Source organism: Bacillus sp. NPDC094077 (genome assembly GCF_050279465.1).
In the GTDB taxonomy this organism is placed as follows: Bacteria; Bacillota; Bacilli; order Bacillales; family Bacillaceae_G; genus Bacillus_A.
On record NZ_JBNNUF010000002.1, the window covers coordinates 1 to 24,266 of the forward strand.

The window sequence follows — 24,266 nt, forward strand, 5'->3', positions numbered from 1 at the left end:
TAGGGCGTTTCCTGTTCAAAATTGAACAAGAAGCGCCCTATCTTTCTCGAAAATGAATTTATTTATAAAAAACGCAAGTTTTTCAGTGCCCTCGTATTGAACCGGAATCATGCCTTTTAATTTTGTCTTAATCCTTTTGTAGTAGTAGTGAATATAGATCCTCAATTTTTTCTTAATCTGTAATGCGTAGAAAGTATGAAATAATGTTAATGAGAGGAACTTGGATTGTGCTTAAAAAGGATTTTACATTTAATGATGAAAAAAATTTTCTTTTTAAAACTTGATTTAAGAAAAAATATTTTATATACTAATTCATGTAAACGGTTTACTAGAAAGTATTTTGCTAGAAACGAAGGGAAGATTCGTATGGAAACAAGGGGGAGAGTAATCGGGATTGACATCGGTACCACAAGTACGAAGACGGTTGTATTTACTGAAAAAGGAAAAGTCGTTGCATCACATGCAATTGATTATCCAATCATTCAACCGAACGTCGGATGGGCGGAGCAAGATCCTGATGTAATATGTGCTGCTGTATATAAAACTGTAAGCGTTGCCATTGAAAAGGGTAATGTGTTACCAGAGGATATTTCTTCAATCGGTATTAGTACAGCAATGCATGCATTAATTGCTGTAGATGAAAACGGTGCGCCGTTAACGCGCTCTATCATTTGGGCAGATAATCGAAGCACAAAGCAATCAGAAAAACTATTACAACAAATGAATGGTCATAACATTTATAGAAGAACTGGTACACCTATTCATCCTATGTCACCACTTTCTAAATTACTGTGGATGAAGGAAGAAGAAACGGAGTTATTCAGAACTACTCATAAATTTATTTCCATTAAAGAGTATGTCATTTATCAATTATTCTCACGCTATGTAGTTGATTATTCAATCGCATCAGCAACTGGGTTATTTAATTTAGAAACATTAAACTGGGATGAAGATGTTTTAACTATGTTAAATATGTCACCAGAACAATTATCAACACCTGTACCAACTACATATATTTTATCGGGAATGAAACCGGAATTAGCACAAAAGATGGGCATTCATGAAGATACTCCAGTTGTGATTGGTGCGAGTGATGGTGTTCTTGCAAATGTAGGCGTTGGTGCAATATCACCTGGCTCAGCTGCAATTACGATTGGAACAAGTGGTGCAGTTCGAACAATTTCATCAAGTGTAAATACAGATGAAAAAGGAAGAACGTTTTGTTATGCATTAACAGACGAGCATTGGGTGATCGGCGGACCAACGAATAACGGTGGAATATTACTGAGATGGTTACGTGATGAATTTGGTAGTCCGGAGCAAGAAGTAGCAAGAAAGCTTGGAATTGATCCATATGATTTATTAATTAAGTATGCAGAAAGTGTACCGGCTGGAGCAGATGGATTACTATTTTTACCGTTTCTATCTGGAGAACGTGCACCACACTGGAATGCAAATGCTCGTGGTACATTCTTCGGGATAAATCTTCAACATAAACGAGAACATTTTATACGAGCTGTCATGGAAGGTGTCTGTATGAGTGTATATTCAGTTGCACTTGCCATTCGTGATTGTACAGGTCCACTTACTGAAATACGTGTTTCAGGAGGATTTGCGAAGTCTGCATTTTGGAGACAAATGCTCTCCGATATGATGGGGAAAGAATTGCTTGTTCCTGAAAGTCATGAAGCATCTGCGCTTGGGGCAGCAGCACTTGCTTTATATGCGGTAGGGAAAATTGATTCTCTTGAAGAGGTGAAGGATTGGATTGATATTGTTCATCATCATGTACCTAATAAAGAGAATACAGCTTTATATTTAGAAATGTTTTATATGTATGAACGACTTTACAATCGTCTGAAAGAAGAATTTGATTGTATAGCTGCTTTCCAACGTAAACAATAGGGGGATTGGGAGAAATGGTAGTTGGGATCGTACTAGCGGCAGTTGTCATACTACTTCTACTTATTACGGTAGTGAAATGGCATCCATTTGTCGCATTAATTTTAACAGCAATTGGAGTTGGACTAGCAATGGGGATGCCCTTGGTTGCAACTTCACCACAACATCCAGGGATTATTGATTCTATTAAATCGGGTCTTGGAAGTACGTTAGGATTTTTAGCAATCGTTTTAGCATTAGGAACGATGCTTGGAAAAATGATGGCTGAATCTGGAGGCGCTGAACGAATTGCTAACACATTAATTGATCGTTTTGGGAAGAAGCGTGTTCACTGGGCGATGATGTTCGTTGCATTTTTAGTAGGAATTCCTGTGTTTTTCCAAGTGGGATTTGTACTGTTAATACCACTAGTATTCACAATTGCATTAGAAACAGGGGTATCACTTATTACAATCGGTATTCCGCTTGTAGCAGGTCTATCGGTGGTGCACGGACTTGTTCCACCGCATCCAGCGGCGATGGCGGCAGTTGGTATTTTTAAAGCAGATGTAGGGAAGACAATTTTATATGCATTAATTGTCGGACTTCCAACTGCAATCATTTCAGGTCCACTTTACGGGAAATGGATCGGTGCTCGTATACATAAAGAAGTACCGTTAGATATAGCGGAGCAATTTATTGAAAGAGATAAGAAGAAGGAACTTCCTAGCTTTGGAAATACATTGTTTACTATTTTACTTCCAGTATTTCTTATGCTTGGTGCATCTATTGCGGAAGTAGTGTTAAATAAAACGAGTCAACTTGCACAAGTGTTACACTTTATTGGAGATCCAATTGTCGCTTTATTAATTGCAACGATTTATTCTTTCTTTAGCCTAGGTTATGCAAAAGGATTTTCTAAAGATAAAGTATTACAGTTTACAAATGATTGCTTAGGACCGATTGCGAACATCCTGTTAGTAATTGGTGCTGGTGGTGCATTTAATAAGGTTTTATTAGATTCTGGAATTGGTACTACAATTGCTGAAATGGCGAAAGAATCACATATTTCACCAATATTACTTGGATGGGGAATTGCTGCGCTTATCCGAATCGCAACTGGATCAGCTACTGTTTCTATGATGACAGCAGCTGGAATTGTTGCACCGATTGCAGCAAGTACACCAGGTGTAAATGTTGAACTATTGGCACTTGCAACAGGCACCGGGTCATTAATTTTATCACACGTGAATGATTCTGGATTTTGGATGATTAAAGAGTATTTCGGAATGACTGTGAAAGAAACATTATTAACATGGACTGCAATGGAGACTATACTATCGGTTGTAGCACTTGGACTAATTTCGCTATTAAATATATTTGTATAGAATGGGAGATTGATTAATATGAAACTAGGTTTAATTGGATTAGGAAAAATGGGATTCCCATTAGCGGAACACTTATATGAAGATAAGCATGAAGTTGTTGTATATGATGTAAATAAAGAACTTGTTGAAAAAGCGGATAAATCAGGAATTACTGCTCGGCATACATTAAAAGAAATGATTGCTGAATTAGAAGCCCCTCGTACAATTTGGGTAATGGTACCTGCAGGAGAAGTTGTTGAGTCAGTACTAAAAGATGTATATCCGTTATTAGAGGAAGGCGATATCGTTATTGAAGGTGGAAATTCATTCTATAAGGATACGTTACGTCGTGCTGAAGAAGCGAAAAGCTTTGGGTTACATTATGTAGATATCGGTACATCAGGCGGTGTAGAAGGAGCTAGATACGGCGCTTGCTTAATGGTTGGTGGAGAAAAAGAAATTTATGATCAATTAGAACCTTTATTTAAAGATTTAGCAGTAGAGGATGGGTATTCTTATGCAGGCCGAGTTGGTAGTGGGCATTTCTTGAAAATGGTTCATAACGGTATTGAATACGGAATGATGCAAGCAATCGCTGAAGGGTTCGAAGTACTAGATAAAAGCGATTTTGATTTCAATTATGAAGATGTTGCAAAAGTTTGGGCGAACGGATCCGTGATCCGTGGCTGGCTAATGGACTTAACTGAAAAAGCATTTGCAGAAGATCCAAAACTGGATGGCATTAAAGGTGTCATGAACTCTTCAGGAGAAGGGAAATGGACTGTTGAAACTGCACTTGAACTACAAGCAGCGGCACCAGTAATCGCAATGTCATTATTTATGCGCTACCGTTCTCAAGAAGATGATACATTCCATGGAAAAGTAGTTTCAGCACTTCGTAATCAATTCGGTGGACATGAGGTTGTAAAAAAATAAAAGGTGTTTTGAAAAGAGGCTCGTGCTTATGTACAAGCTTCTTTTTTGTTATTCATTTCTTATACTAAATTTCAAATTAATTACCATGGGTTCATTTGTCATAAAGTAAACCAGTAAATAGTGTCCCATTATAAAAATAAGAATAAATAAAATGATGTTTTCATAAATAGTAAAAGGGTGATTATGTCATCAGTGTAGCTATGAAATGGTGTTACATATGAGAAGAGCGTGTTAATAAAATATGAGGTGGTTAAATGGGAAATGAGCAGGTGAAGAATGTAAAGGAAGAAAAAAAGTTATGTCTTTGTATGATTGTAAAAAACGAGTCTAGAATTATGGAAAGGTGTTTAAATGCAACAAAATCAATTGTAGATTTTGTTTCTATTTGTGATACCGGATCGACAGATAATACACCAGAAATTATTGGAAAATGGTGTGAAGAAAATAATATACAAGGAACGGTTCATCATGAGCCATTTAAAAACTTTGGTTATAACAGAAGTTTAGCTGTGTCATTAGCCCAAAAAACATATCCAGAAGCAGATTATTTATTAATACTTGATGCGGACATGATTTTAGAAGTTGAGCCGGATTTTGATAAAAGCAGCTTAACTGAAGATCATTACCTTACATTGCAATATGATATTCATATTAAATATTGGCTTACACGTCTTTTGAAAGCCTCTTTACCATGGAAATCAGTCGGTGTTACTCATGAGTATTGGGATATTGATCGTTCCAAAGTTGGAGCGAATTACAATACGAGAGTTGCTAGGTTAGATACTCTTGTCGTTAATGATCCTGGGGATGGTGGAAGTAAGGGCGATAAATTTGAAAGAGATGAGAGGTTGTTGTTACAAGGGATAAATGATCCGGAAACTACGCCAGATTTGTATATAAGGTATTTATTTTATTTAGCTCAAACTTATTATCATCTAAATCAATTTGAAGATTCGATTAAATGGTACAAAAAAAGAGTGGAAGCTGGAGGATGGGTTGAAGAGGTATTCTATTCGTTATTACGAATAGGATTTTGTTATGAACAGTTAGCAAATCGTTCAGCAAATAAACAACATGAAGTAATAGATGTGGATGACAAAGAAAATGTTAAGAAGCAAGAAGAGCAATATTTATCATTAGCTGTTTTTTATTTTCAAAAAGCATGGGAATATAGACCAACTCGAGCTGAACCATTATACCAACTTGCAAGATTGTATCGACTACGATCTCAAAATAATATTGCTTTGATGTATGCCCTGCAAGGGAAGGAAGTTCCTTTTCCAAAAGATGATCTTCTATTTGTAGATTATCATGTGTATGATTACTTATTTGATTATGAAATTTCTATAAGTGCTTACTATATACCTCACAAAAAACATTTAGGGGAAAGGTCACAAAAATATTTGGAATCGAAGAAAGAAGAGATACCGTTGCATATAGCAAACATAGTAGAGAATAATGCAAAATTTTATTAAATACATTTTCTTAAAGGAGTAGTGGGATAATCATGGAATTAATACGATGGGCGATTGAACTAGGGGAATCGGTGCATGGAAATACGTATGAAGAATTGATGCCACTACTAGATTATTATTATGATCGTGATCATTTAAAAGCGTATTGTATCGCAAATCTTCTTTTAGATATGGATGTGTCAGATGAGCATCGACAAAGAATCGAATTAAGAAGGTGCATTGCTGCCTATTATGCTGGATTATATAAAGTAGCAAAAAAACATGCAAATGAGTTGTTAGTTCAACATCCTGATGTGGATTTATATAAAAATAATTTAAGGTTAATGGAAGTTTTTTTGAATAAAGAATATGATTATTGTCTTTTTATATGCCCGAAGACGTATGGTAGTTTCATAGATGTTGCGCGAGCTTTAAAATGGCGATTGGAGCAGGAGGGAAATACAGCAATTATATCAGAAACAATACTAGAAAATGTGAAAAATACAATAGTTTTTGGAGCACATACATATGCATATAACCCGAATCTCCTTCCGAAAAATGCAATTATTTATAATTTAGAACAGCTATACGAAGGAAGTCCATACGCACACCCGCTTTATTTAATATTATTAAAAGATAGGGTGATTTGGGATTATAGTAAACAAAATATAGAATGGTTAAAACAAAAGGGAATAGGAAAAGAAATAAAACATGTAGGAATGAACTATGCTCCAACTTTAGAAATAAAACAAGATGCATTTGAAGGTGAAATCTCTGAAGATATTGATATCTTGTTTATAGGTGCTCTTAATCCGAGAAGGCAAGCTATTTTCGATCAATTAAAAGCAGTTGCACCGAATTTACATATAGTTTTTAAAAATAATGCGTGGGGAATTGTTAGAAATGAGTTGATTGCTAGGTCTAAAATTATATTAAATATTCACTTTTACTTATCAGGAATTCTTGAAACACCTCGCGTTTCTTATGCAGTCGCAAATAAGAAATTTATTATTTCGGAAAATAGTAATCCAGAAGACGAGATAGAGTGGCCAGGAATTGTATTTACTCCGTATGAAAAAATAATAGAAAACGTAATGAAATATATAGAATTACCAGAAGAACGAAAAGAATTAGCAGAAAAAGCGTATTACCATTTTGAAGCAAATGAAAGCATAGGTACACTGAGTCAGAAAGGTAAAACAAAGTAATTGCGCGAAACTCATACGAAAGTATGAGTTCTTTTTTTCGTGTATCATACTATTTTATCAAGGAAGTTCCCTCTTTGTATTGTATTTTGTAAAGAAATTTCTGATAATATATAAGTAGAACTTGAAAACAAAGGGGAGAATTGATTATGAAACTAGTCGTTATAAACGGTACACCAAGAAAATTCGGTAGAACTCGCGTTGTGGCAAAATATATTGTTGATCAATTTGAAGGGGAGTTATACGATTTAGCAGTAGAGGAATTGCCTTTATATAACGGTGAAGAATCGCAACGTGATTTAGAGGCAGTAAAAAAATTAAAAGCGTTAGTGAAAGCTGCGGATGGAGTTGTACTATGTACACCAGAATATCATAATGCGATGAGCGGGGCACTGAAAAATTCGTTGGATTACTTAAGTAGCAGTGAGTTCATCCATAAACCTGTCGCATTACTAGCGGTTGCAGGAGGCGGCAAAGGAGGAATTAACGCATTAAATAGTATGCGCACTGTTGCTAGAGGTGTTTACGCAAATGCAATCCCAAAACAAGTTGTGCTTGATGGACTTCATGTACAAGATGGTGAACTTGGAGAAGATGCAAAACCATTAATTCATGATTTAGTTAAAGAATTAAAAGCATATATGAGTGTATATAAAGAGGTGAAAAAACAACTGGGAGTTGAGTGATATGTCCTCACTTTATCATGATTCTCGCTTGTATTACATTCTGGGGGCCAATAGTCTATCAGCTATTGGTTCCGGGATTGTTATGATAACGATTCCGTGGTTGTTAATTAAAGAGAGTGGGGGAGAGGAAACATTTGGTTATGTTTCTATCATTTCAACTCTTATTATGTTTTTATTAACACCATTTATTGGGCAAAGTATTGATCGTTTTTCAAGAAAATCTTTATTGCTATGCAACGAAGGTATCGGGATAGCCGTTATAGGAATGATGGCTATATGGGGATTTGCTGGGCAATCTTATCATTCTATTCATTACATTATTATTTATATAGCAGGTTCTTTCTATTATCTATTATTCTATCCTACAATTTTTGCATTTAACCAAGAGATCTTTCGAGAAGACCATTATAAAAGTTTAAGTGGCACGATGGAAATACAAGGACAGTTAACACAAGTTATTTCAGGAGCGGCAGCAAGTTTCTTAATTGAGATCATTTCTTTGAAATGGATCTTGCTAGTAGATATGTTAACTTTTACAGGAGCATTTTTTCTTTTCTTATGTATACCGTATGTAAAGAAAAAAGAAGTAAAACGGAAAGTAACATTTAAGAAGCAATTGTTCGAAGGAATTCACTTTATGAAAAAGCGTCCTAAGTTCTTTTGGTTTTTACTTGCCACTTATATGCCGTTTATCGGTGTTATGATGGCAAATTATTTAATACCAGTTTATATTTCAGATATACTCAAAGCTAGTGCCTCTGTATACGCGATAGAAGGTATGATGTATGGTGTTGGGGCTGTTATTGCGGGAATAAGTATTCCAATTTTGATGAAATATGTCAAAACAGAAGTTTCAATCGTTATGACGATGTTCATTTATGTAATTTCAATTACCGCAATGATTATTGAACCTTCCATTATGTTATTATATGGACTAGCGATTTTTCATGCGATTGGAAATGCTGGAACAAGAGTGGCGAGAAATGTATTGATGATGAAGGAAATCCAAAACGAAGTAATGGGACGTGTAGACAGCTTATTTCGATTAATTGGTACAGGGATTCGGATTATATTGTTAATGTTATTTACGGCGGGTGTGTCTAAAGTAGGGGTAATGATACCGTTTTATTTGCTAAGTTTCATATTGATCCTTTCATTAGGAATTGCTGTTTACTTTGTAATCTCAAAACGTAAAGTGGAAGCGGATGTTCCGAATAAATCACTCGTTTAAAAAATACTTCTGCCTCCCTTTCTTTTTCTATATAATAAAAAGAAAGGGAGTGTTAACTTATTTATGAACAAATGGATATTACTTATAATCTTATTACTACCTCCACTATACATTATTTATATGACGTTTCGAATGAATAAAGTTGCTCGTGAAAAATTGAGTAATCACTCTCCATACGTTCTTATATTAGGTGCAAAGTTATTTGGAGATAGACCGTCTTTATCACTTCAAAACCGTTTGGATGTAGCGTTGGAATATTTATATTCTCATCCTGAGGTAAAAGTAATTGTTTCAGGTGGTCAAGGGGAAGATGAAGATATACCGGAAGCTCACAGTATGAGAAACTATTTAATGGTACATGGTATAGATGAGAGTCGTATTTTAATGGAAGACCGTTCTACAAATACATATGAAAATTTAAAGTTTAGTATGGATTTATATGATGTAACACATGCAGTAGTTGTAAGTAATACGTATCATTTATATCGAACGAAAATAATTGCAAAGCGTTTAGGAATGAAGATGGAGGCATTAGCTGCTGAAACACCGATTCGTTCTAAGAAAAAAATGTATGTGCGTGAATACGCTGCAATAATGAAAACAATATTGTTCGACCGTTAGAGCTCAAATGCGAGCTCTTTTTTTATAGAATAATGCGTATCATTTGTAATGAAGTCCATATTCCATCAAAATATAGGAAACAACAATAAAGGAGTTGTGTTTGTGATTCAGTTTAATCATGTGTCAAAATCGTATGAAGATGGCACAAAAGCAGTGGATTCATTGCATTTAGAAATTAAAAAAGGAGAATTTTTTGTTCTCATTGGCCCGAGTGGTTGCGGGAAAACAACGACAATGAAGATGATTAATCGTTTAATTGAAACGACAGAAGGTTCAATTTTAATCGATGGAAAAGATATCCAACAATATAATATAAATGAATTGCGTTGGAATATAGGGTACGTGTTGCAGCAAATCGCTTTATTTCCACATATGACAATCGCTGAAAATATTGCAGTTGTTCCTGAAATGAGAAAATGGAGCAAAGAAGAAATAAAAGCACGTATCGATGAATTGCTACAGATGGTTGGGCTAGATCCAGACGTATATCGTAATCGTATGCCGGATGAACTGTCAGGAGGGCAAAAACAACGTGTCGGTGTCGTACGGGCATTAGCCGCAAACCCGAAAATCGTTCTTATGGATGAACCATTTAGTGCATTAGATCCGTTAAGTAGGGAGCAGCTTCAGAAGGATATCGTACAACTGCAAAAAAAGATTCAAAAAACAATCGTGTTCGTAACGCATGATATGCAAGAAGCGTTATCACTTGGAGATCGTATTTGTATTATGAAAGAAGGAAAAGTTGTTCAATTAGATACACCAGAAGGAATTATACATAATCCGAAAAATGAATTTGTAGAGGAGTTCATTGGAAATCGTGGACGAACTTGGTATGAGGGGAAAAGTGTAGAAGATGTATTGCCACTTGACGAAAGTGTGCGAGTAGAAGGGGATGCACTATCATTACAATCTTCTTTACAAGAAGCGCTAGTTCGCCTACAAGCTGAGGATGTCGTTCCGGTTGAAGAAAATGGTCAATATGTTGGAGCGTTAACAAGTCGTCATATTGTCAATTATATTGTTGAACAAATGAAGGAGAGAGGCTAAACAGTGACTAATTTTATTCAAACGTTCCAAGAACGAAAAATAGAATTGCTAAGTGCATTAAGTGAGCATTTACAAATATCGCTTATTTCACTATTTTTTGCAGTAATTATTGCGGTGCCGCTTGGTATTTTATTAACGAGAAAAGAACGAATGGCTGAATTTATAATAGGAACTTCTGCAGTTATGCAGACAGTGCCATCACTTGCATTACTCGGACTATTAATTCCGTTAGTAGGGATCGGAAAACTTCCAGCCATTATCGCATTAGTTGTGTATGCACTATTACCTATTTTACGAAATACATATACAGGAATACGGGAATTAGATGATTCTCTAATAGAAGCAGCTAGAGCTATGGGGATGAATAGCTGGAGAAGGTTGTGGAAGGTAGAACTTCCTCTTGCATTGCCAATTATTATGGCTGGTATTCGTACGGCGATGGTATTAATTGTTGGAACGGCCACATTAGCAGCTCTCATAGGTGCCGGTGGTCTAGGTAAACTCATATTATTAGGTATAGATCGAAATGATCATGCGCTTATCATTTTAGGGGCCGTACCAGCCGCGTTACTCGCTTTATTCTTTGATATAGTACTTCGCATACTTGAACGACCAAAACGCTCTTCTAAGCGCGTTATATTGACGATATGTATTGCTTTCGTAATGGTCGCTTCTCCATTTCTTTGGAATACACAGAAAAAAGATATTGTTATTGCTGGCAAACTTGGATCTGAGCCAGAAATTTTAATTCAAATGTATAAGCAATTAATTGAACAGGATACAGATTTACACGTAGAATTAAAACCAGGTCTTGGAAAAACAGCATTTGTATTTGAGGCATTGAAATCAGGGGAGATTGATATATATCCTGAGTTTTCAGGAACAGCTTTATCTACTTTTGTGAAAGAAGAACCGAAGAGTACAAATCGTGATGAAGTATATGAGCAGGCTCGCATTGGAATGGAAAAGAAATATAATATGAAAATGTTGAAGCCAATGGAGTATAACAATACATACGCATTAGCCATGCCGAAAAAAATAGCAGATCAAAATAACATAAATACAATTTCTGATTTAGGAAATATTGCACAAAATGCAAAAGTAGGATTTACATTAGAATTTGCTGATCGTGAAGATGGTTATAAAGGAATGCAAAAATTATATAACTATAAGTTTTCAAATGTTAAAACGATGGAACCGAAACTGCGCTATAGCGCAATTCAATCTGGGGATGTTAACGTAATCGATGCATATTCAACAGATAGTGAATTGGAGCAATACGGACTTAAAGTGCTAAAAGATGATAAAGGACTATTCCCACCATATCAAGGTGCACCATTACTAAGAAAAGAGACGTTACAGAAATATCCGGAACTTGAAAAAGTATTAAATAAATTATCTGGAAAGATTACAGATGAAGAAATGCGAAAAATGAATTATGAAGTAAATGTAAATGGTAAAAGTAGCGAAGAAGTCGCAAAACAATTTTTACAAAAAGAGAAGTTACTTCGTTAATTTTACAATAAATATACAATTTTATATGTATGGAATGACCGTTCATTACAAAATGAACGGTTTTTTCGTGCATACTTATACATTTTTTCAAAAAAGTATTCCATTTTTCTTCATTTTCTTTTAGAATAAGTAATGTTTTCCTGAAAAAATATAAGAGAAACGTCTATTAGAGAAAAAGGTGACTTTAATAGTCGAACGAACATAACACCTAGAATGACAGATGGGGTGGTACAAATAGAAAAGAAGTTAGGATTCTTTCCGTTAATCGCATTAGTAGTTGGAACAATGGTTGGTGGCGGTGTTTTTAGTTTACCGCATGATTTAGCAGTAGGAGCAAACAGTGGCGCAATAATAATTGGATGGTGTATTACAGCGATGGGAATGATTCCACTCGCGCTCGTATATCAAACGTTAGCAAAACAGAAGCCGGAGCTTGAGGGCGGAATTTATAGTTATGCACGAGCTGGTTTCGGTGAATATATTGGGTTTAATAGTGCTTGGGGATATTGGCTAGCAGGAATTTTAGGGAATGTCGCAACAATTATGTTACTGTTTAATACATTAGGTTATTTCTTCCCAATTTTTAAAGGTGGAAATAATGTTGCGTCAATCGTTGGTGCATCACTTTTATTATGGACACTGCATTTTCTAATTTTATTTGGAATTCGTGAAGCTTCTATTATGAATGTTATTGCAACAATAGGGAAATTAGTTCCGATCGTATTATTTATTGTTGTAATGGTAACAGCTTTTCGTTGGGATACATTTACACATGATTTTTGGGGAGAAGGAACCATCTCAGTTTCCGCTATACTTGGTCAAGTGAAAAATACAATGCTTGTAACGCTTTGGGTTTTCATTGGAGTTGAAGGAGCGGTTGTATTATCTGGAAGAGCGAAAAATAGCCGAGACGTCGGTAAAGCGACAGTATTTGGACTTATTTTAGTAATGTCTATTTATATTTTAATTTCTGTCCTGTCAATGGGAGCGATGACAAGAGGAGAGCTTTCCGTTTTAGAAACTCCGTCAATGGGACATGTATTAGAACATGTTGTTGGGACATGGGGGGCAGTTGCGATTAACATCGGGTTAGTTGCCTCGCTTATAGGTACATTAATAGGCTGGTTTTTACTTGTTTCTGAAATTTCTCACGTAGCAGGAAAAGATGGAGTGTTTCCGAAAGTATTTACGAAAACAAATAAGAAGCAAACGCCGCATATGGCATTATGGATCTCAAATGGCGTTGCCCAAATTATATTTATAATCGTTCTGTTTTCAGAATCAACATATCAAATTATGTATTTTATTGCATCAACATCAATTTTATTACCATATTTATTATCAGCGTTATTCCAATTCAAATTAGTCATTACAAATGAACTAAAAGATGCAAAAGTAAAAAACGGCTTGTTAGCTTTAATAGCCTCTATTTACTCTGTATGGCTTATTTATGCAGCTGGTTTAAAGAATTTACTACTTGTTTCAATCGTATATGGAATTGGGATTATTGTTTACATGTTTGCACGAAAAGAAAAAGGGAATCGTTGTTTTGCGGGTATAGAGAGATATGTAATGTGGGCAATTGTTATTGCAGCTATCACATCCATTTATATGTTATTGACTGGAAATATAAAAATGTAAAAAGTCCTTTTTATTTAAAGGGCTTTTTTCTTTGTTTAGAGAATATTTAATACATAAGATATTCAGGAGGGATGAAAATGGAAGAAAAAGAACAGTTGTCTAGAATAATTGATTTAGCTAGTGAGTTAAGGAAAGTATTAGTACAAGAATCTTTTTTTAATCATCATCCTGAACTTCGAGGAGTGATTGAAAATTTAGCTAGTTCTGTTGAGAACTTGGCGGGATTACAGAAAAATAAAGATGAAAACGCTGAAGATCGATTACGGTATGTACTTGCTAAAATGAAAATTGCTCATAATGCTATTTTACAAGAGAAAAAAGCATTTCCTTCTCATTAATATACGTATTATTTTTAACCTGGCGGATAACGTCAGGTTTTTTATTTCTAGTTTTTCTTTTTTTTCATACACTAAGAATAGTATGAAAAAAGAAGGTGACTAAGGTGAAATTACATAAAGCTCTTCAGCCAAGTTTTATAAAACGAATGTACTATATGAGGTTTATAGGAAAATTTACAAAAGCGGAGAGAGAAAAGAATGGAGAGAACTTCTTTGTACAATGTCTATCACCAATACCGTTCACTTTACAAGAGCAATTTACAAATGAACATTATATATTTGAAGGATTATGTAGCAATAAAAAGAATGAAAAAATCTTTTCGGAATTAAAGAATAAAAAATTAGAAAAACAACTGGTCATGTTTCGTCTCTATTATGAAAGAGGAAATATATACGTGGAGTTAATATGTACAGAAGAACCGCGAGAAATAGCAACTAGCTATAAAATGATTCCAGCACCTAAAGTCCCAGATAATAATAAAAGAGAATCTTTAGAACGGAAACTTAGTAATGGCTATTTATCATTTCTTATACCAAAGTTTCCGAAAGACTTTGAGCCTCCTGAATTTTTGTGGCATGCTGGAAGGTTATATGGAAATATATCATTAAAATCATCAATTAGTTCAATTGCATACTTTGAACAGAATCGAGAATGTAAATATATAGACTTCAATGACTGGATAAAACATGTAGAAATAGCGGTGGAAGATCAAGTTTATTTTGTAAGTGATTATGTGTATGAGCAATTAAAAAAAAGGATGAATGAAGAAGGTAAGTTAGTTGAAATAGAGGATATAAAAGTACAAAAGGATGAATGGGAATGGGATGAGCGTGAATCCTCTTTTTTACAGTATGTACGAAGTGTAGTACGTAGTAAAGGGTTATATTTGGATGAAACGGATATTTATAATTTCCATATAAGTGTAAAAACAAATATGTTAACGATTCTTGCTGGAATACCGGGTGTTGGGAAATCACGTTTTGTGCAAGCGTACGCGGAAGCACTAGGATTACAGTATGGAGAAGAGTTGGTTTGGATTCCAATTTCTCCATCGTATCAAGAACCACATGATCTACTTGGTTATCTTCATCCAAATGGTACTTTTATTGAAAGTGAAACAAAGTTAGTTAGAACATTAATGAAGGCAAAAGAAAATCAAAATCAATTGTATATAATAGTTTTTGATGAAATGAACATGTCACATATTGAGCATTGGTTTACTCCATTTCTATCTGTACTTCAACTTGAAAAGAAAAATCGTATTTTGAATTTATATGAAGGTGTACATGAAGCAGAAAATCCAATTCCATCGAAAATTGAAATTGGAGAAAATATTATTTTTGTAGGTACTGTGAATTTTGATGAAACAACGAAAGAACTCTCCGATCGAATATTAGATCGGACAAATTTAATAGCATTACAAAAGATTCCATTTTGTGAGATGTGTATGGAACCAGAGAAAGTTGTATTACAACCACCTTTGAAAGTAACAGCGGGAGAATTTCGGATAAATTGGGTCAGAAATAAAACGATGATTGAGGTGTTTTCTGAAGAAGAGTTAGAGTTATTAGATAAGTTGCATGTTGTATTGTCATCACATGATGCTTCAAAGGGAATTTCTTTTCGTTGTGCAAAAGCAATTGCTACTTACTTGCAAAATATACCGTTCCAAAATAATCATTCTTATATGATCAGCAGAGAAGAGGGCTTTGATTTACAAATAAAACAGCGTGTACTGACGAAATTAAGGGGAACTGAAATGATGGTTGGTTCTTTACTTTCTGAAGAAGTAAAACGGGGAGCAACTTTAATACCTCTTTTGCAATCTCCGCTTGCAAATAGGGTATCTACATTTGAACACTCTTTAGCATATTTAAGAGAAAAGCGTAGAGAACTGGAGTTGTATGGATATGCAAAATGAAGAGCGTTACGAAACGGAAATTGTTGATACGAAAGAAACGCTCCCTTTTGTTTTAAAGGTAATCATTGGTACAGAGGGAAAAGGGGATTATATTTTTTTAAATCGTCTTTGCACATCTACTACAGCATTAGTTCAATGTATTTATAAAGTACAAGAATTAAAACCGATAAGATTGCATTACTACTATGAAAGTCCAATGAATATTACTTTTATATGGAATAAAGTGTATGAGGGGCAGAAAAATATAAAAGAGTCACAATATGAAATTAATGAAAAAAAACAAAAGGTATTAATATATGAACATGGAAAAACGGAATTCTTTTATCCATGGCGCTGTGGTTTATATCATTTTGAAGTACGTATAGAAGAGAAAACGTATTATGGTGCATTTCAAATTGTTCCAAAAAATTTTTTTGATGACCAATTTGAAATGATTCAAAACCATGTAAAGTCAATTTTAAATGAGTTGATTTTAGATAGAGGGTATTATAAAAAGACTTTCTCTGCACTTAGTGATATTGAGGATTCTTCTTATCTAGTGTTACTTAGAAAGTTGCCGCAAAAAATGAAAAATATAAAGCGAATTTTTGAAAAAATAGAATCAAGTTCAAAATTTATACATGAATATAAATGGGAAGCGAAGGAGCGGAAGGCAACGAGAAAAGGAACCATAATGGCAGAAAGAAAACCTTATGCAAAATATTATAATCGTAAGGGTATAGAACAAAAAAATAGTAAGGAAAATGCATTTCTTAAATTTAAAGCGATGCAATTTTATCATTATTTACTTGAAGCCAAAAGTTTTTTACGTCAAACAATTGAAATATTAGAAAGAGAAAAAAAGAAAAAATCGGAAGAGTTTCAAGCTGTAAAAACAATTATGCAAACAATTGAACGAAACGGATCAGTGACCGATAGAGAGAAGCAAAAATATAAAAATCTACATTTACTAAAAGAAGCAGATTTACGGAAAAGTTCTGTGAAAATACAAGAATATAAAATATTAGCGCATATTGTACAAGAAAGTGTACAATACTTTCAAACTTTAATGTATTCTTCATTTTGGAGTGAAGTTTCTGAAACGGGTAACATGAACTCATACGATTTACCGATACCACATCAACAATTACTACATCATTTAGAATTACTTCCACAATATACGGATCAATCTCCATCTTTGTTATTTGTTTATAAACCAACGTTTTTAGTGTATGAATATTACGCTTTTTTTATTGTTATTTCAATTTTAGAGCAAATTGGTTTTGAAGTTAGAAATTCCATTCGTGAACAAATACAAGAACATTTTTATGTAGATGGGTTACAAGACGGGACGACAGTAGTTTTACATCGAGATGATATAAAGGTACATGTCGCGTTTAACGACTTAATTGAAACACATCCTCTTATTGCATTAAGTAAAGGGAGTAACTTTTATAATGGAGAGGATACGAAGAAGCCAGATATTCGTTTAGACTGTTTTGTAAAGGAAGATGGGATATTCAATTATAAATCTTCTATTATTATTGAAGTGAAGTATAGTCCAATGTACAATATTTTTCAGCATGTAGGTAATACGAAAGCAACTGAACAAATGTATAAGTACTGGTCTATAAAGTATGTAGAAGAACAGAATGGAAAGAGAGTTTTTCATCGAAGGGCAATTTATGAAGTTATTTGTGTATATCCAGGAAGCCATATGCATAGTAAAAAAATTGAGTCTGGATGCGGTGTTTTTCTACAATTATACCCATATAAAACGAAACAAGGGGAAGAGAAATTAGCTGGAAAACATGGGATGGTACAAATTTTTGAGAAGTGGTTAAAAAGCATTAAGAGGTAAAAGAAATCCTTTTTCATAAAGGATTTTTTTAGGTTAAGAAGAATTATATGCTGTATGGAAGGAAGCGTGAAGTGATTTACACATATGTTGTTAGAAGAACTGAACATGTGAGATATAAGACAATTAAGTAGGAATTTAATTCGTTTTGCAGAATATAATAAGTCATAAATATTTTTAGTTGCATACGAAGATTTGTTCTTATATGATAGATAGTGAAAGCGTTATCAAAAACAGAGCGGCGATGGGAAAGGCGGTTAAATATGTTCCAGCGTGTTCAAACAAAGGAAGAACATTTTTGGTTCGAGCAACTATGGGGAGATTTTTGTGAAGAAAGAAACTTAATGTTTGTAGAACGTAATTTAAATCCATCACGATTTTTATTAATAGAAGATGAGCATCATATAGGTACAGTAGAGTGTATTAAGTATACGGTACCCGAACAATCAAATTCTGAGTTTTTCTATCCGTTTTCTAAAAATGATTTAGTGAAAGATTTGAAAAATGTGTATGAAATAGGCAAGTTAAGTATTGCGAAAACGTCTCGTGGGAGAGGACATTTCAAAAGGCTAACAGCTATTTTATTTATGCATGCTTTAGAAACGAAAGCTGAATGGTATATTGCAGCAGTTACAAAAAGAATGTATATGTATTTACTTACACTCGGTTTTCCAATTGAACCGATAGATAATCCATTTCATTTTCATGATACTTTACAAGGTGTACCAGTGCGAATTCATGCTCGAAAAGGAGTTACGCATTTGTATTCTTTGAAAGAATTTCGCGATGTGATTCAAGGGAATGCTCATGCACAGGCATTAATTGCTGAATACAGTAAAAATATTATGTTAACAAAATGAAGTGAAATGAATATGTACAGTATAAATAATGATATTTTCATAACGTCATACTTAATGAAAAAGACCCTTATTATTTTAATAAGGGTCTAAAATTCATAATCCAAATATACTAAAAATCATTTTACGTCGCTTCGGTTTCTTTTCTCTTTCATATGTTGGTTTTGAATCAGGAGTAATATATATTGGTTCTTCTTTCTTGAGGGCAGCTTCTAGCGTTTGAATTCGGTCTAACATTTCCTCCATTTCGCGGCGGTGTTGTAAAAGTTGGTACGTAACGACATCGTTTGCCTTATCTTGCATTTGCTCTTCTATTCGATCGAGTCTTCTCGTAATTGTGTTTAATTGATCAGCTAATTGCTCAAAATCATTCGATGATATGTTTTGAACAATTGTATTTACTTGAGTTTTTAATTCTTCAACATCATTTGATGATGTTTTTTGCGTAGCTTGAGAGTTTTGAGACTGCTTCATTTGAGAACGATGGTATTCTAACATTTGTTCTACATCATCTTGTGTGAAAATAAAGTGACCATATTTATTTTTTTCTATCGTAAGATTTAATTGTTGTGCAATCCGGACAACAGCCTTTGGACTAACACCTAATTTTTTTGCGATAAATGGTGTTTTATATTCCAAAATAATCCCTCCTATATATATCCTGTTGAATGATTTCGATCTATGAAGTAAGTTCCCTTCAGGTATGACAAAAGAAGTGTGGAATCGGCAAAGAAAGTGTTTTTTCACGAAATTTAGTTTTGAAGAATATATCGTTTATATAAAAAAACATCTTAATATTTAGAATAATTTAATTTGACTAGGGTAAATGAATTAGATTATCATAATGATAATTATCTTTTTTATGTATGCATATAATATATATAAAGGTGGTTGCTAATGTAGAGTATTAGAATGCTTACTTCACTTGAATAAAATTAAGTAGGAGGTGGCTTCCTTGCTTACACTGTAAGTAAGGAAAAGTATTTGGACATATATAGTATAAGTATAGTGATTGTTTTAATTGCCTTGACGGCGTTTTTCGTTGCAGCAGAATTTGCAATTGTTAAAGTGAGAAGTTCACGAATTGACTATTTAATTGCAGAGGGAAATAATCGCGCAACATCTGTCAAAACAGTCATTACAAACTTAGACGAATATTTATCTGCTTGTCAGCTAGGAATAACAGTTACAGCTCTTGGAATTGGGTGGTTTGGTAAACCGGCGCTTAAGCATATGTTTGACATGCTTTTTGCAAAATTGAACATTGCTACTCAACTAGCAGACATTTTTGCTGTAATTTTAGTATTTTTGTTTATTACTTTTTTACATGTTGTAGTAGGGGAATTGGCCCCAAAAACATTTGCAATTCAAAAAGCTGAACAGGTGAGTTTGTTTGCTGCTAAGCCGTTAATTTTCTTTTATCGTTTTGCATTCCCATTTATTTGGATCCTGAATGGATCAGCTCGAATTATTACGAAATTGCTAGGGCTGAAACCGCCGAAAGGGCATGATGGGGTTCATTCAGAAGAAGAATTACGGTTGTTAGTTTCAGAAAGTTATAAAAATGGTGAGATTAATCAGTCTGAATATAAATATGTAAATAAAATTTTTGAATTTGACGATCGGATTGCAAAAGAAATAATGGTACCTCGAACGGAAATGCAGATTATAAGTAAAGAAATGCCTGCTGAAGAAGCTTTGCAAAAAATGTCTCGAGAAAAATATACGAGATATCCGGTTGTCGATGGTGATAAAGACCACGTGATAGGTTTTGTGAATTTTAAAGATATTTTTACAGATTTTGTGCAACATAAAGCTGTAAGTAAAAATACGGTGCAGCAATTTATAAGACCAATTATTTTGGTTATCGATTCTATCCCAATTCATGATTTGTTTGTAAAAATGCAAAAAGAAAGAACACATATTGCCATATTGATAGATGAATATGGTGGTACATCTGGACTTGTTACTGTTGAAGATATTTTAGAAGAAATTGTTGGGGATATTCAAGATGAGTTTGATACGGATGAACAGCCAGAAATTCAACAAGTTAGTGAAACGAAAATGATACTAGAGGGAAAAGTACTTGTTAGTGAAGTTAATACATTATTAGGCTTAATGATTAATGATAATGGCGTTGATACAATCGGTGGCTGGATTTTAACGAAAAATATAGAGATTGCTGAAGAGGATTCCATTGAAATCGAAAATTATAAGTTTTGTGTGAAAGAATTAGATGGACGCTATATTAAGAGGTTAGAAGTCACAAAAACAGCAGAAACAATTGTTATTTTAGAAGATGAAAAACAAATTTCGTTACAAGAGCAAATTAGTTCGTAAACTCTGCTATATGGCAGAGTTTTTTTGAGCATAATGTTTTTGGAGAAATAAGGGCTATGATACAATTACATAAGTCAGACCTTTCACTAGGTGAAGTATTATTGTATACATATATTTGGAAGGGGAGGAAATATGAAAAAGCATTTATATATAAATGGAGATTGGAAATCAGTGAACACATATAAGCCATTATATGCACCATATTCTGAAGAAACGTTAGCAGAGATTGCACAAGGAACGGAAGAAGATGTTCAAGAGGCTGTTACTTCTGCAAAAAATGCAATGAAAAAAATGAATAAATTATCTGCATACGACCGTGCGACTATTTTAGAGAAGGTTGCACAAAAAATGGATGAAAGAAGAGAGGAATTTGCAGAGATTATTGCAAAAGAGGCTGCAAAACCAATACGTGCTGCAAGGGGGGAAGTAGATCGTACCGTTCAAACATACAAATTTGCAGCTGAAGAAGCGAAACGTATATATGGTGAGACGTTACCACTCGACGCAGCACCTGGTGCAGATGGGCGTATTGCATATACAATCCGAAAACCAATAGGGGTTATAGGAGCTATTACGCCATTTAACTTTCCATTAAATCTAGTAGCGCATAAAGTCGGCCCTGCAATTGCTGCCGGAAATACAGTTGTGTTAAAACCAGCTGACCAAACGCCATTATCGTCTTATGCATTAGTTGAGTTATTTGAAGAGGCAGGATTGCCAAAAGGAGCTTTGAATATTATTTCTGGTCCCGGTTCAACTGTTGGTGAAGCAATCGTTAAAAATAATGATGTTGCTTCCATTACTTTTACCGGAAGTCCGAACGTTGGAATCGGGATTAAAGAAAAGGCAGGATTAAAACGGGTTACGTTAGAATTAGGATCAAATGCTGCCGTTATTATTGATGAAGATGTAGAGTTAACTGATGAGATAATGGAACGCGTAAAATGGGGCGCATTTGTTAATAATGGACAAGTTTGTATTTCGGTACAACGTGTTTTTGTACACGAAAAGAGAGTGGATGAATTTCTTTCGAAGTTAAATAAAGCGATGGAAACAGTTGTTGTTGGTGATCCAATGAATGAGGAAACGGATGTATCAGCTTTAATTTCGAAAAAAGATGTAGAGCGAATTGAAATGTGGGTGCAAGAAGCGATTAAGGAAGGAGCAACTGCTTTATACGGTGGTAAGAAGCGTGATGAAAGGATTTTCGAACCAACTGTATTAACAAATGTTCCAGAGCATGTATCTGTACAGTGTCAAGAAGTATTCGGTCCAGTTATGACAGTAAATACATTTAAAGAATTTGATGAGGCTATAGAGCGAGTAAATCATTCACGTTACGGTTTACAAGCAGGAGTATTTACAAATAACTTATTTAAAGCGATGCGTGCAATTGATGAGTTAGAGGTTGGTGGTGTTATGATTAATGATATTCCAACGTTTAGAGTAGATCATATGCCTTACGGTGGTGTGAAAGAAAGTGGCACGGGTCGTGAAGGAATTAAATATGCAATTGAAGAAATGACAGAAATGAAATTAGTGTGTATTAAAAAATAAAGCAAAAGGTACACTTGTTTAATTAAGTGTACCTTTTATTTTACTTCATTTCTTGTTTGAAAATAGCATCTTCTACATAAATTTGTTCTTTATCTACAGCTGCGCTATGAGATAATACTAAACCGATAGGTGTTTCTGTATCTTTATTTTGAACAATTGTAAAAGGAATATTTTTTTCGTTTGCTAATTTAATGTATTTTGATAAATGTGGGTAAGCAATGCTACCGTTTAGGAGGATTTGTAATGATTGAGAAGAGCGTATGCTACTTGCTACTTCAGAATATACATTACTTTGCATTACTTGACCGATAGTTAAAGCGATTTCTACGCGCTCACGTAATGTAGTTAAATACATATTACGTTCTTCTGGTTTGTTTTGCTTTTGGCCATAAATGCCTTCTTGGAGATAGTCTTCCACATTTTTATTTACCATATTTTTCACACCTTTCACTTCCTATTGTACGCAAGAATTAAAAATGATGCAAAAAAAGTCGTTTTGAATACGGAAATAATTAAAAAAGTGAGAAGGAAAAAGAGAGATTTGAATATAAATAATTAAATAAGAAAGAAAAAAATAATTTTATCAACAGAAATTAACAAAATGTGACAATAATCTATTAACGAAACATATTTTTTGTGTTAATATTCAAAATATAAAGGGTATTCGTCGTATGGAAATGGAGTGAATGGAGGTTTTTCCAATCGATAAGGATATTAAAGAAGTATTTTGTTCACACTTGAAAAACAACAGGCACCAATTCGTAGAGAACTGGAAAAACAAAATGATAATTTCCGAAAAAGATCCATTTAAACTAGAAGTAGTTCAAAATGGAGAGGATTTATTAGAGTTAATTATCGAACTTACTATGGAAGATAAAGATATAAATTATCTTCAACCATTATGCGAGAAAATTGCTATTGAACGAGCAGGAGCAGATGCGAATATTGGAGACTTTGTTTATAATGCAAATGTGGGAAGAAATGAACTTTTTGAAGCGATGTGTGAATTAGATGTTAGCGCTCGTGAATTGAAACCAATTATGGCCAAAATACATACTTGTTTTGACAAATTAATTTATTATACCGTTTTAAAATACTCGGAAATTATATCGAGGAATTTAGAGGAAAAACAGCAATATATTAATGAAACACATAAAGAAAGGCTGACGATTTTAGGCCAAATGTCAGCTAGTTTTGTACATGAATTTCGTAATCCGCTTACTTCAATTATGGGATTTGTCAAATTATTAAAGGCAGACCATCCGAGTTTATCATATTTAGATATCATTTCGCATGAATTAGATCAATTAAATTTTCGAATCTCGCAATTTTTACTCGTTTCGAAAAAAGAAATGTGGAATGAATCGGAACGTTTTTGGCTTAATGACTTGTTCCAAGATATTATACAGTTCTTATATCCGAGTTTGGTTAATGCAAATGTTTCGATTGAAAAGAATTTGCCGTACCCAATACCGCTGGTTGGTTATCGGAGTGAAGTGAGGCAAGTATTTTTAAATATTTTAATGAACTCAATTGACGCTATGGAGTCAATGAAAGAAGAGCGGAAAATTATTATTGATGTTTTTGAAGAAGAGCAAGCTATTCGAATTGTGATAAAAAATAATGGACCGATGATTCCAGCTGAAAATGTAGAAACGATTTTTGAACCATTTGTAACTACTAAAAAATTAGGAACTGGTATTGGGTTATTTGTATGTAAACAAATTGTAGAAAAGCATAATGGGTCTATTATGTGTTGTTCAGATAGTGATTGGACAGAATTTCAAATTGCATTTCAAAAATAAACAGTCTACACCAAATGAATGGT

General features: G+C 34.0%; 21 protein-coding genes. 18 read left to right on the top strand and 3 right to left on the bottom strand.

Annotation, left to right across the window (positions count from 1 at the left end; translation table 11 throughout):
• Nucleotides 1-15 precede the first annotated feature (15 nt).
• On the bottom strand, nucleotides 16-177 hold the full coding sequence (locus ACQKNR_RS04955; RefSeq protein ID WP_427316983.1) for an IS3 family transposase: 162 nt from the start codon (nucleotides 175-177) through the stop codon (nucleotides 16-18).
• A gap of 189 nt (nucleotides 178-366) precedes the next feature.
• Between ACQKNR_RS04955 and gntK the strand changes: the two genes are divergently transcribed.
• The 15 genes from gntK (at nucleotide 367) to ACQKNR_RS05030 (ending at nucleotide 18,544) form a co-directional block, all read left to right on the top strand.
• The gene (gene gntK / locus ACQKNR_RS04960; RefSeq protein ID WP_427315823.1) at nucleotides 367-1,905 is read left to right on the top strand and encodes a gluconokinase; all 1,539 of its coding nucleotides are present in this window, start codon (nucleotides 367-369) and stop codon (nucleotides 1,903-1,905) included.
• A gap of 14 nt (nucleotides 1,906-1,919) precedes the next feature.
• Nucleotides 1,920-3,269, top strand: a complete 1,350-nt coding sequence (locus ACQKNR_RS04965) for a GntP family permease (RefSeq protein WP_427315825.1) — start codon at nucleotides 1,920-1,922, stop codon at nucleotides 3,267-3,269.
• Between the two features lie 18 nt (nucleotides 3,270-3,287).
• Nucleotides 3,288-4,184: a phosphogluconate dehydrogenase (NAD(+)-dependent, decarboxylating) gene (gene gnd / locus ACQKNR_RS04970; protein ID WP_427315827.1), complete on the top strand. Its 897-nt coding sequence runs from the start codon at nucleotides 3,288-3,290 to the stop codon at nucleotides 4,182-4,184.
• Between the two features lie 254 nt (nucleotides 4,185-4,438).
• Nucleotides 4,439-5,659, top strand: coding sequence for a glycosyltransferase (locus ACQKNR_RS04975; protein ID WP_427315829.1), 1,221 nt, complete (start codon nucleotides 4,439-4,441; stop codon nucleotides 5,657-5,659).
• Between the two features lie 32 nt (nucleotides 5,660-5,691).
• Nucleotides 5,692-6,846: a glycosyltransferase family 1 protein gene (locus ACQKNR_RS04980; RefSeq protein ID WP_427315831.1), complete on the top strand. Its 1,155-nt coding sequence runs from the start codon at nucleotides 5,692-5,694 to the stop codon at nucleotides 6,844-6,846.
• 146 nt (nucleotides 6,847-6,992) lie between these two features.
• Nucleotides 6,993-7,529 carry an NADPH-dependent FMN reductase gene (locus tag ACQKNR_RS04985; protein ID WP_427315832.1) on the top strand — a complete coding sequence of 179 codons (537 nt, stop codon included), beginning with the start codon at nucleotides 6,993-6,995 and terminating at the stop codon, nucleotides 7,527-7,529.
• 1 nt (nucleotide 7,530) lies between these two features.
• On the top strand, nucleotides 7,531-8,760 hold the full coding sequence (locus tag ACQKNR_RS04990) for an MFS transporter (RefSeq protein ID WP_427315833.1): 1,230 nt from the start codon (nucleotides 7,531-7,533) through the stop codon (nucleotides 8,758-8,760).
• Nucleotides 8,761-8,823: 63 nt separating this feature from the next.
• Nucleotides 8,824-9,381 carry a YdcF family protein gene (locus tag ACQKNR_RS04995; protein WP_427315834.1) on the top strand — a complete coding sequence of 186 codons (558 nt, stop codon included), beginning with the start codon at nucleotides 8,824-8,826 and terminating at the stop codon, nucleotides 9,379-9,381.
• A gap of 102 nt (nucleotides 9,382-9,483) precedes the next feature.
• Nucleotides 9,484-10,431 (top strand): ABC transporter ATP-binding protein, encoded by a 948-nt coding sequence (locus ACQKNR_RS05000; RefSeq protein WP_427315836.1) that lies wholly within the window; start codon nucleotides 9,484-9,486, stop codon nucleotides 10,429-10,431.
• 3 nt (nucleotides 10,432-10,434) lie between these two features.
• Complete coding sequence (locus ACQKNR_RS05005; protein ID WP_427315838.1) at nucleotides 10,435-11,946, top strand: ABC transporter permease/substrate-binding protein; 1,512 nt, start codon at nucleotides 10,435-10,437, stop codon at nucleotides 11,944-11,946.
• 213 nt (nucleotides 11,947-12,159) lie between these two features.
• Nucleotides 12,160-13,587, top strand: a complete 1,428-nt coding sequence (locus ACQKNR_RS05010) for a basic amino acid/polyamine antiporter (RefSeq protein ID WP_427315840.1) — start codon at nucleotides 12,160-12,162, stop codon at nucleotides 13,585-13,587.
• Nucleotides 13,588-13,664: 77 nt separating this feature from the next.
• Nucleotides 13,665-13,925 (top strand): LemA domain protein, encoded by a 261-nt coding sequence (locus ACQKNR_RS05015; protein WP_193410820.1) that lies wholly within the window; start codon nucleotides 13,665-13,667, stop codon nucleotides 13,923-13,925.
• 104 nt (nucleotides 13,926-14,029) lie between these two features.
• The gene (locus tag ACQKNR_RS05020; protein ID WP_427315842.1) at nucleotides 14,030-15,847 is read left to right on the top strand and encodes an AAA family ATPase; all 1,818 of its coding nucleotides are present in this window, start codon (nucleotides 14,030-14,032) and stop codon (nucleotides 15,845-15,847) included.
• Nucleotides 15,837-17,687 carry a hypothetical protein gene (locus tag ACQKNR_RS05025; RefSeq protein WP_427315844.1) on the top strand — a complete coding sequence of 617 codons (1,851 nt, stop codon included), beginning with the start codon at nucleotides 15,837-15,839 and terminating at the stop codon, nucleotides 17,685-17,687. The genes ACQKNR_RS05020 and ACQKNR_RS05025 overlap by 11 nt, the downstream gene beginning before the upstream one ends.
• 260 nt (nucleotides 17,688-17,947) lie before the next feature.
• Nucleotides 17,948-18,544, top strand: a complete 597-nt coding sequence (locus ACQKNR_RS05030; protein WP_427315846.1) for a hypothetical protein — start codon at nucleotides 17,948-17,950, stop codon at nucleotides 18,542-18,544.
• 93 nt (nucleotides 18,545-18,637) lie between these two features.
• Here the strand turns inward: ACQKNR_RS05030 and racA are convergent, their stop codons facing one another.
• A complete protein-coding gene (gene racA / locus ACQKNR_RS05035; RefSeq protein ID WP_427315847.1) occupies nucleotides 18,638-19,180 on the bottom strand; it encodes a chromosome-anchoring protein RacA in 543 nt (180 codons plus the stop codon).
• 345 nt (nucleotides 19,181-19,525) lie between these two features.
• Here racA and ACQKNR_RS05040 point away from each other — a divergent pair, with 345 nt between their 5' ends.
• Together ACQKNR_RS05040 and ACQKNR_RS05045 are read left to right on the top strand one after the other, a co-directional pair.
• On the top strand, nucleotides 19,526-20,881 hold the full coding sequence (locus tag ACQKNR_RS05040; RefSeq protein WP_427315849.1) for a hemolysin family protein: 1,356 nt from the start codon (nucleotides 19,526-19,528) through the stop codon (nucleotides 20,879-20,881).
• A 132-nt stretch (nucleotides 20,882-21,013) separates the two neighbouring features.
• Nucleotides 21,014-22,438 carry an aldehyde dehydrogenase family protein gene (locus ACQKNR_RS05045; protein ID WP_427315851.1) on the top strand — a complete coding sequence of 475 codons (1,425 nt, stop codon included), beginning with the start codon at nucleotides 21,014-21,016 and terminating at the stop codon, nucleotides 22,436-22,438.
• A gap of 40 nt (nucleotides 22,439-22,478) precedes the next feature.
• Here the strand turns inward: ACQKNR_RS05045 and ACQKNR_RS05050 are convergent, their stop codons facing one another.
• Nucleotides 22,479-22,871: a YueI family protein gene (locus ACQKNR_RS05050; protein WP_427316985.1), complete on the bottom strand. Its 393-nt coding sequence runs from the start codon at nucleotides 22,869-22,871 to the stop codon at nucleotides 22,479-22,481.
• Between the two features lie 253 nt (nucleotides 22,872-23,124).
• Between ACQKNR_RS05050 and ACQKNR_RS05055 the strand changes: the two genes are divergently transcribed.
• Nucleotides 23,125-24,243: a BA2291 family sporulation histidine kinase gene (locus ACQKNR_RS05055; RefSeq protein ID WP_427315853.1), complete on the top strand. Its 1,119-nt coding sequence runs from the start codon at nucleotides 23,125-23,127 to the stop codon at nucleotides 24,241-24,243.
• Nucleotides 24,244-24,266 lie beyond the last annotated feature (23 nt).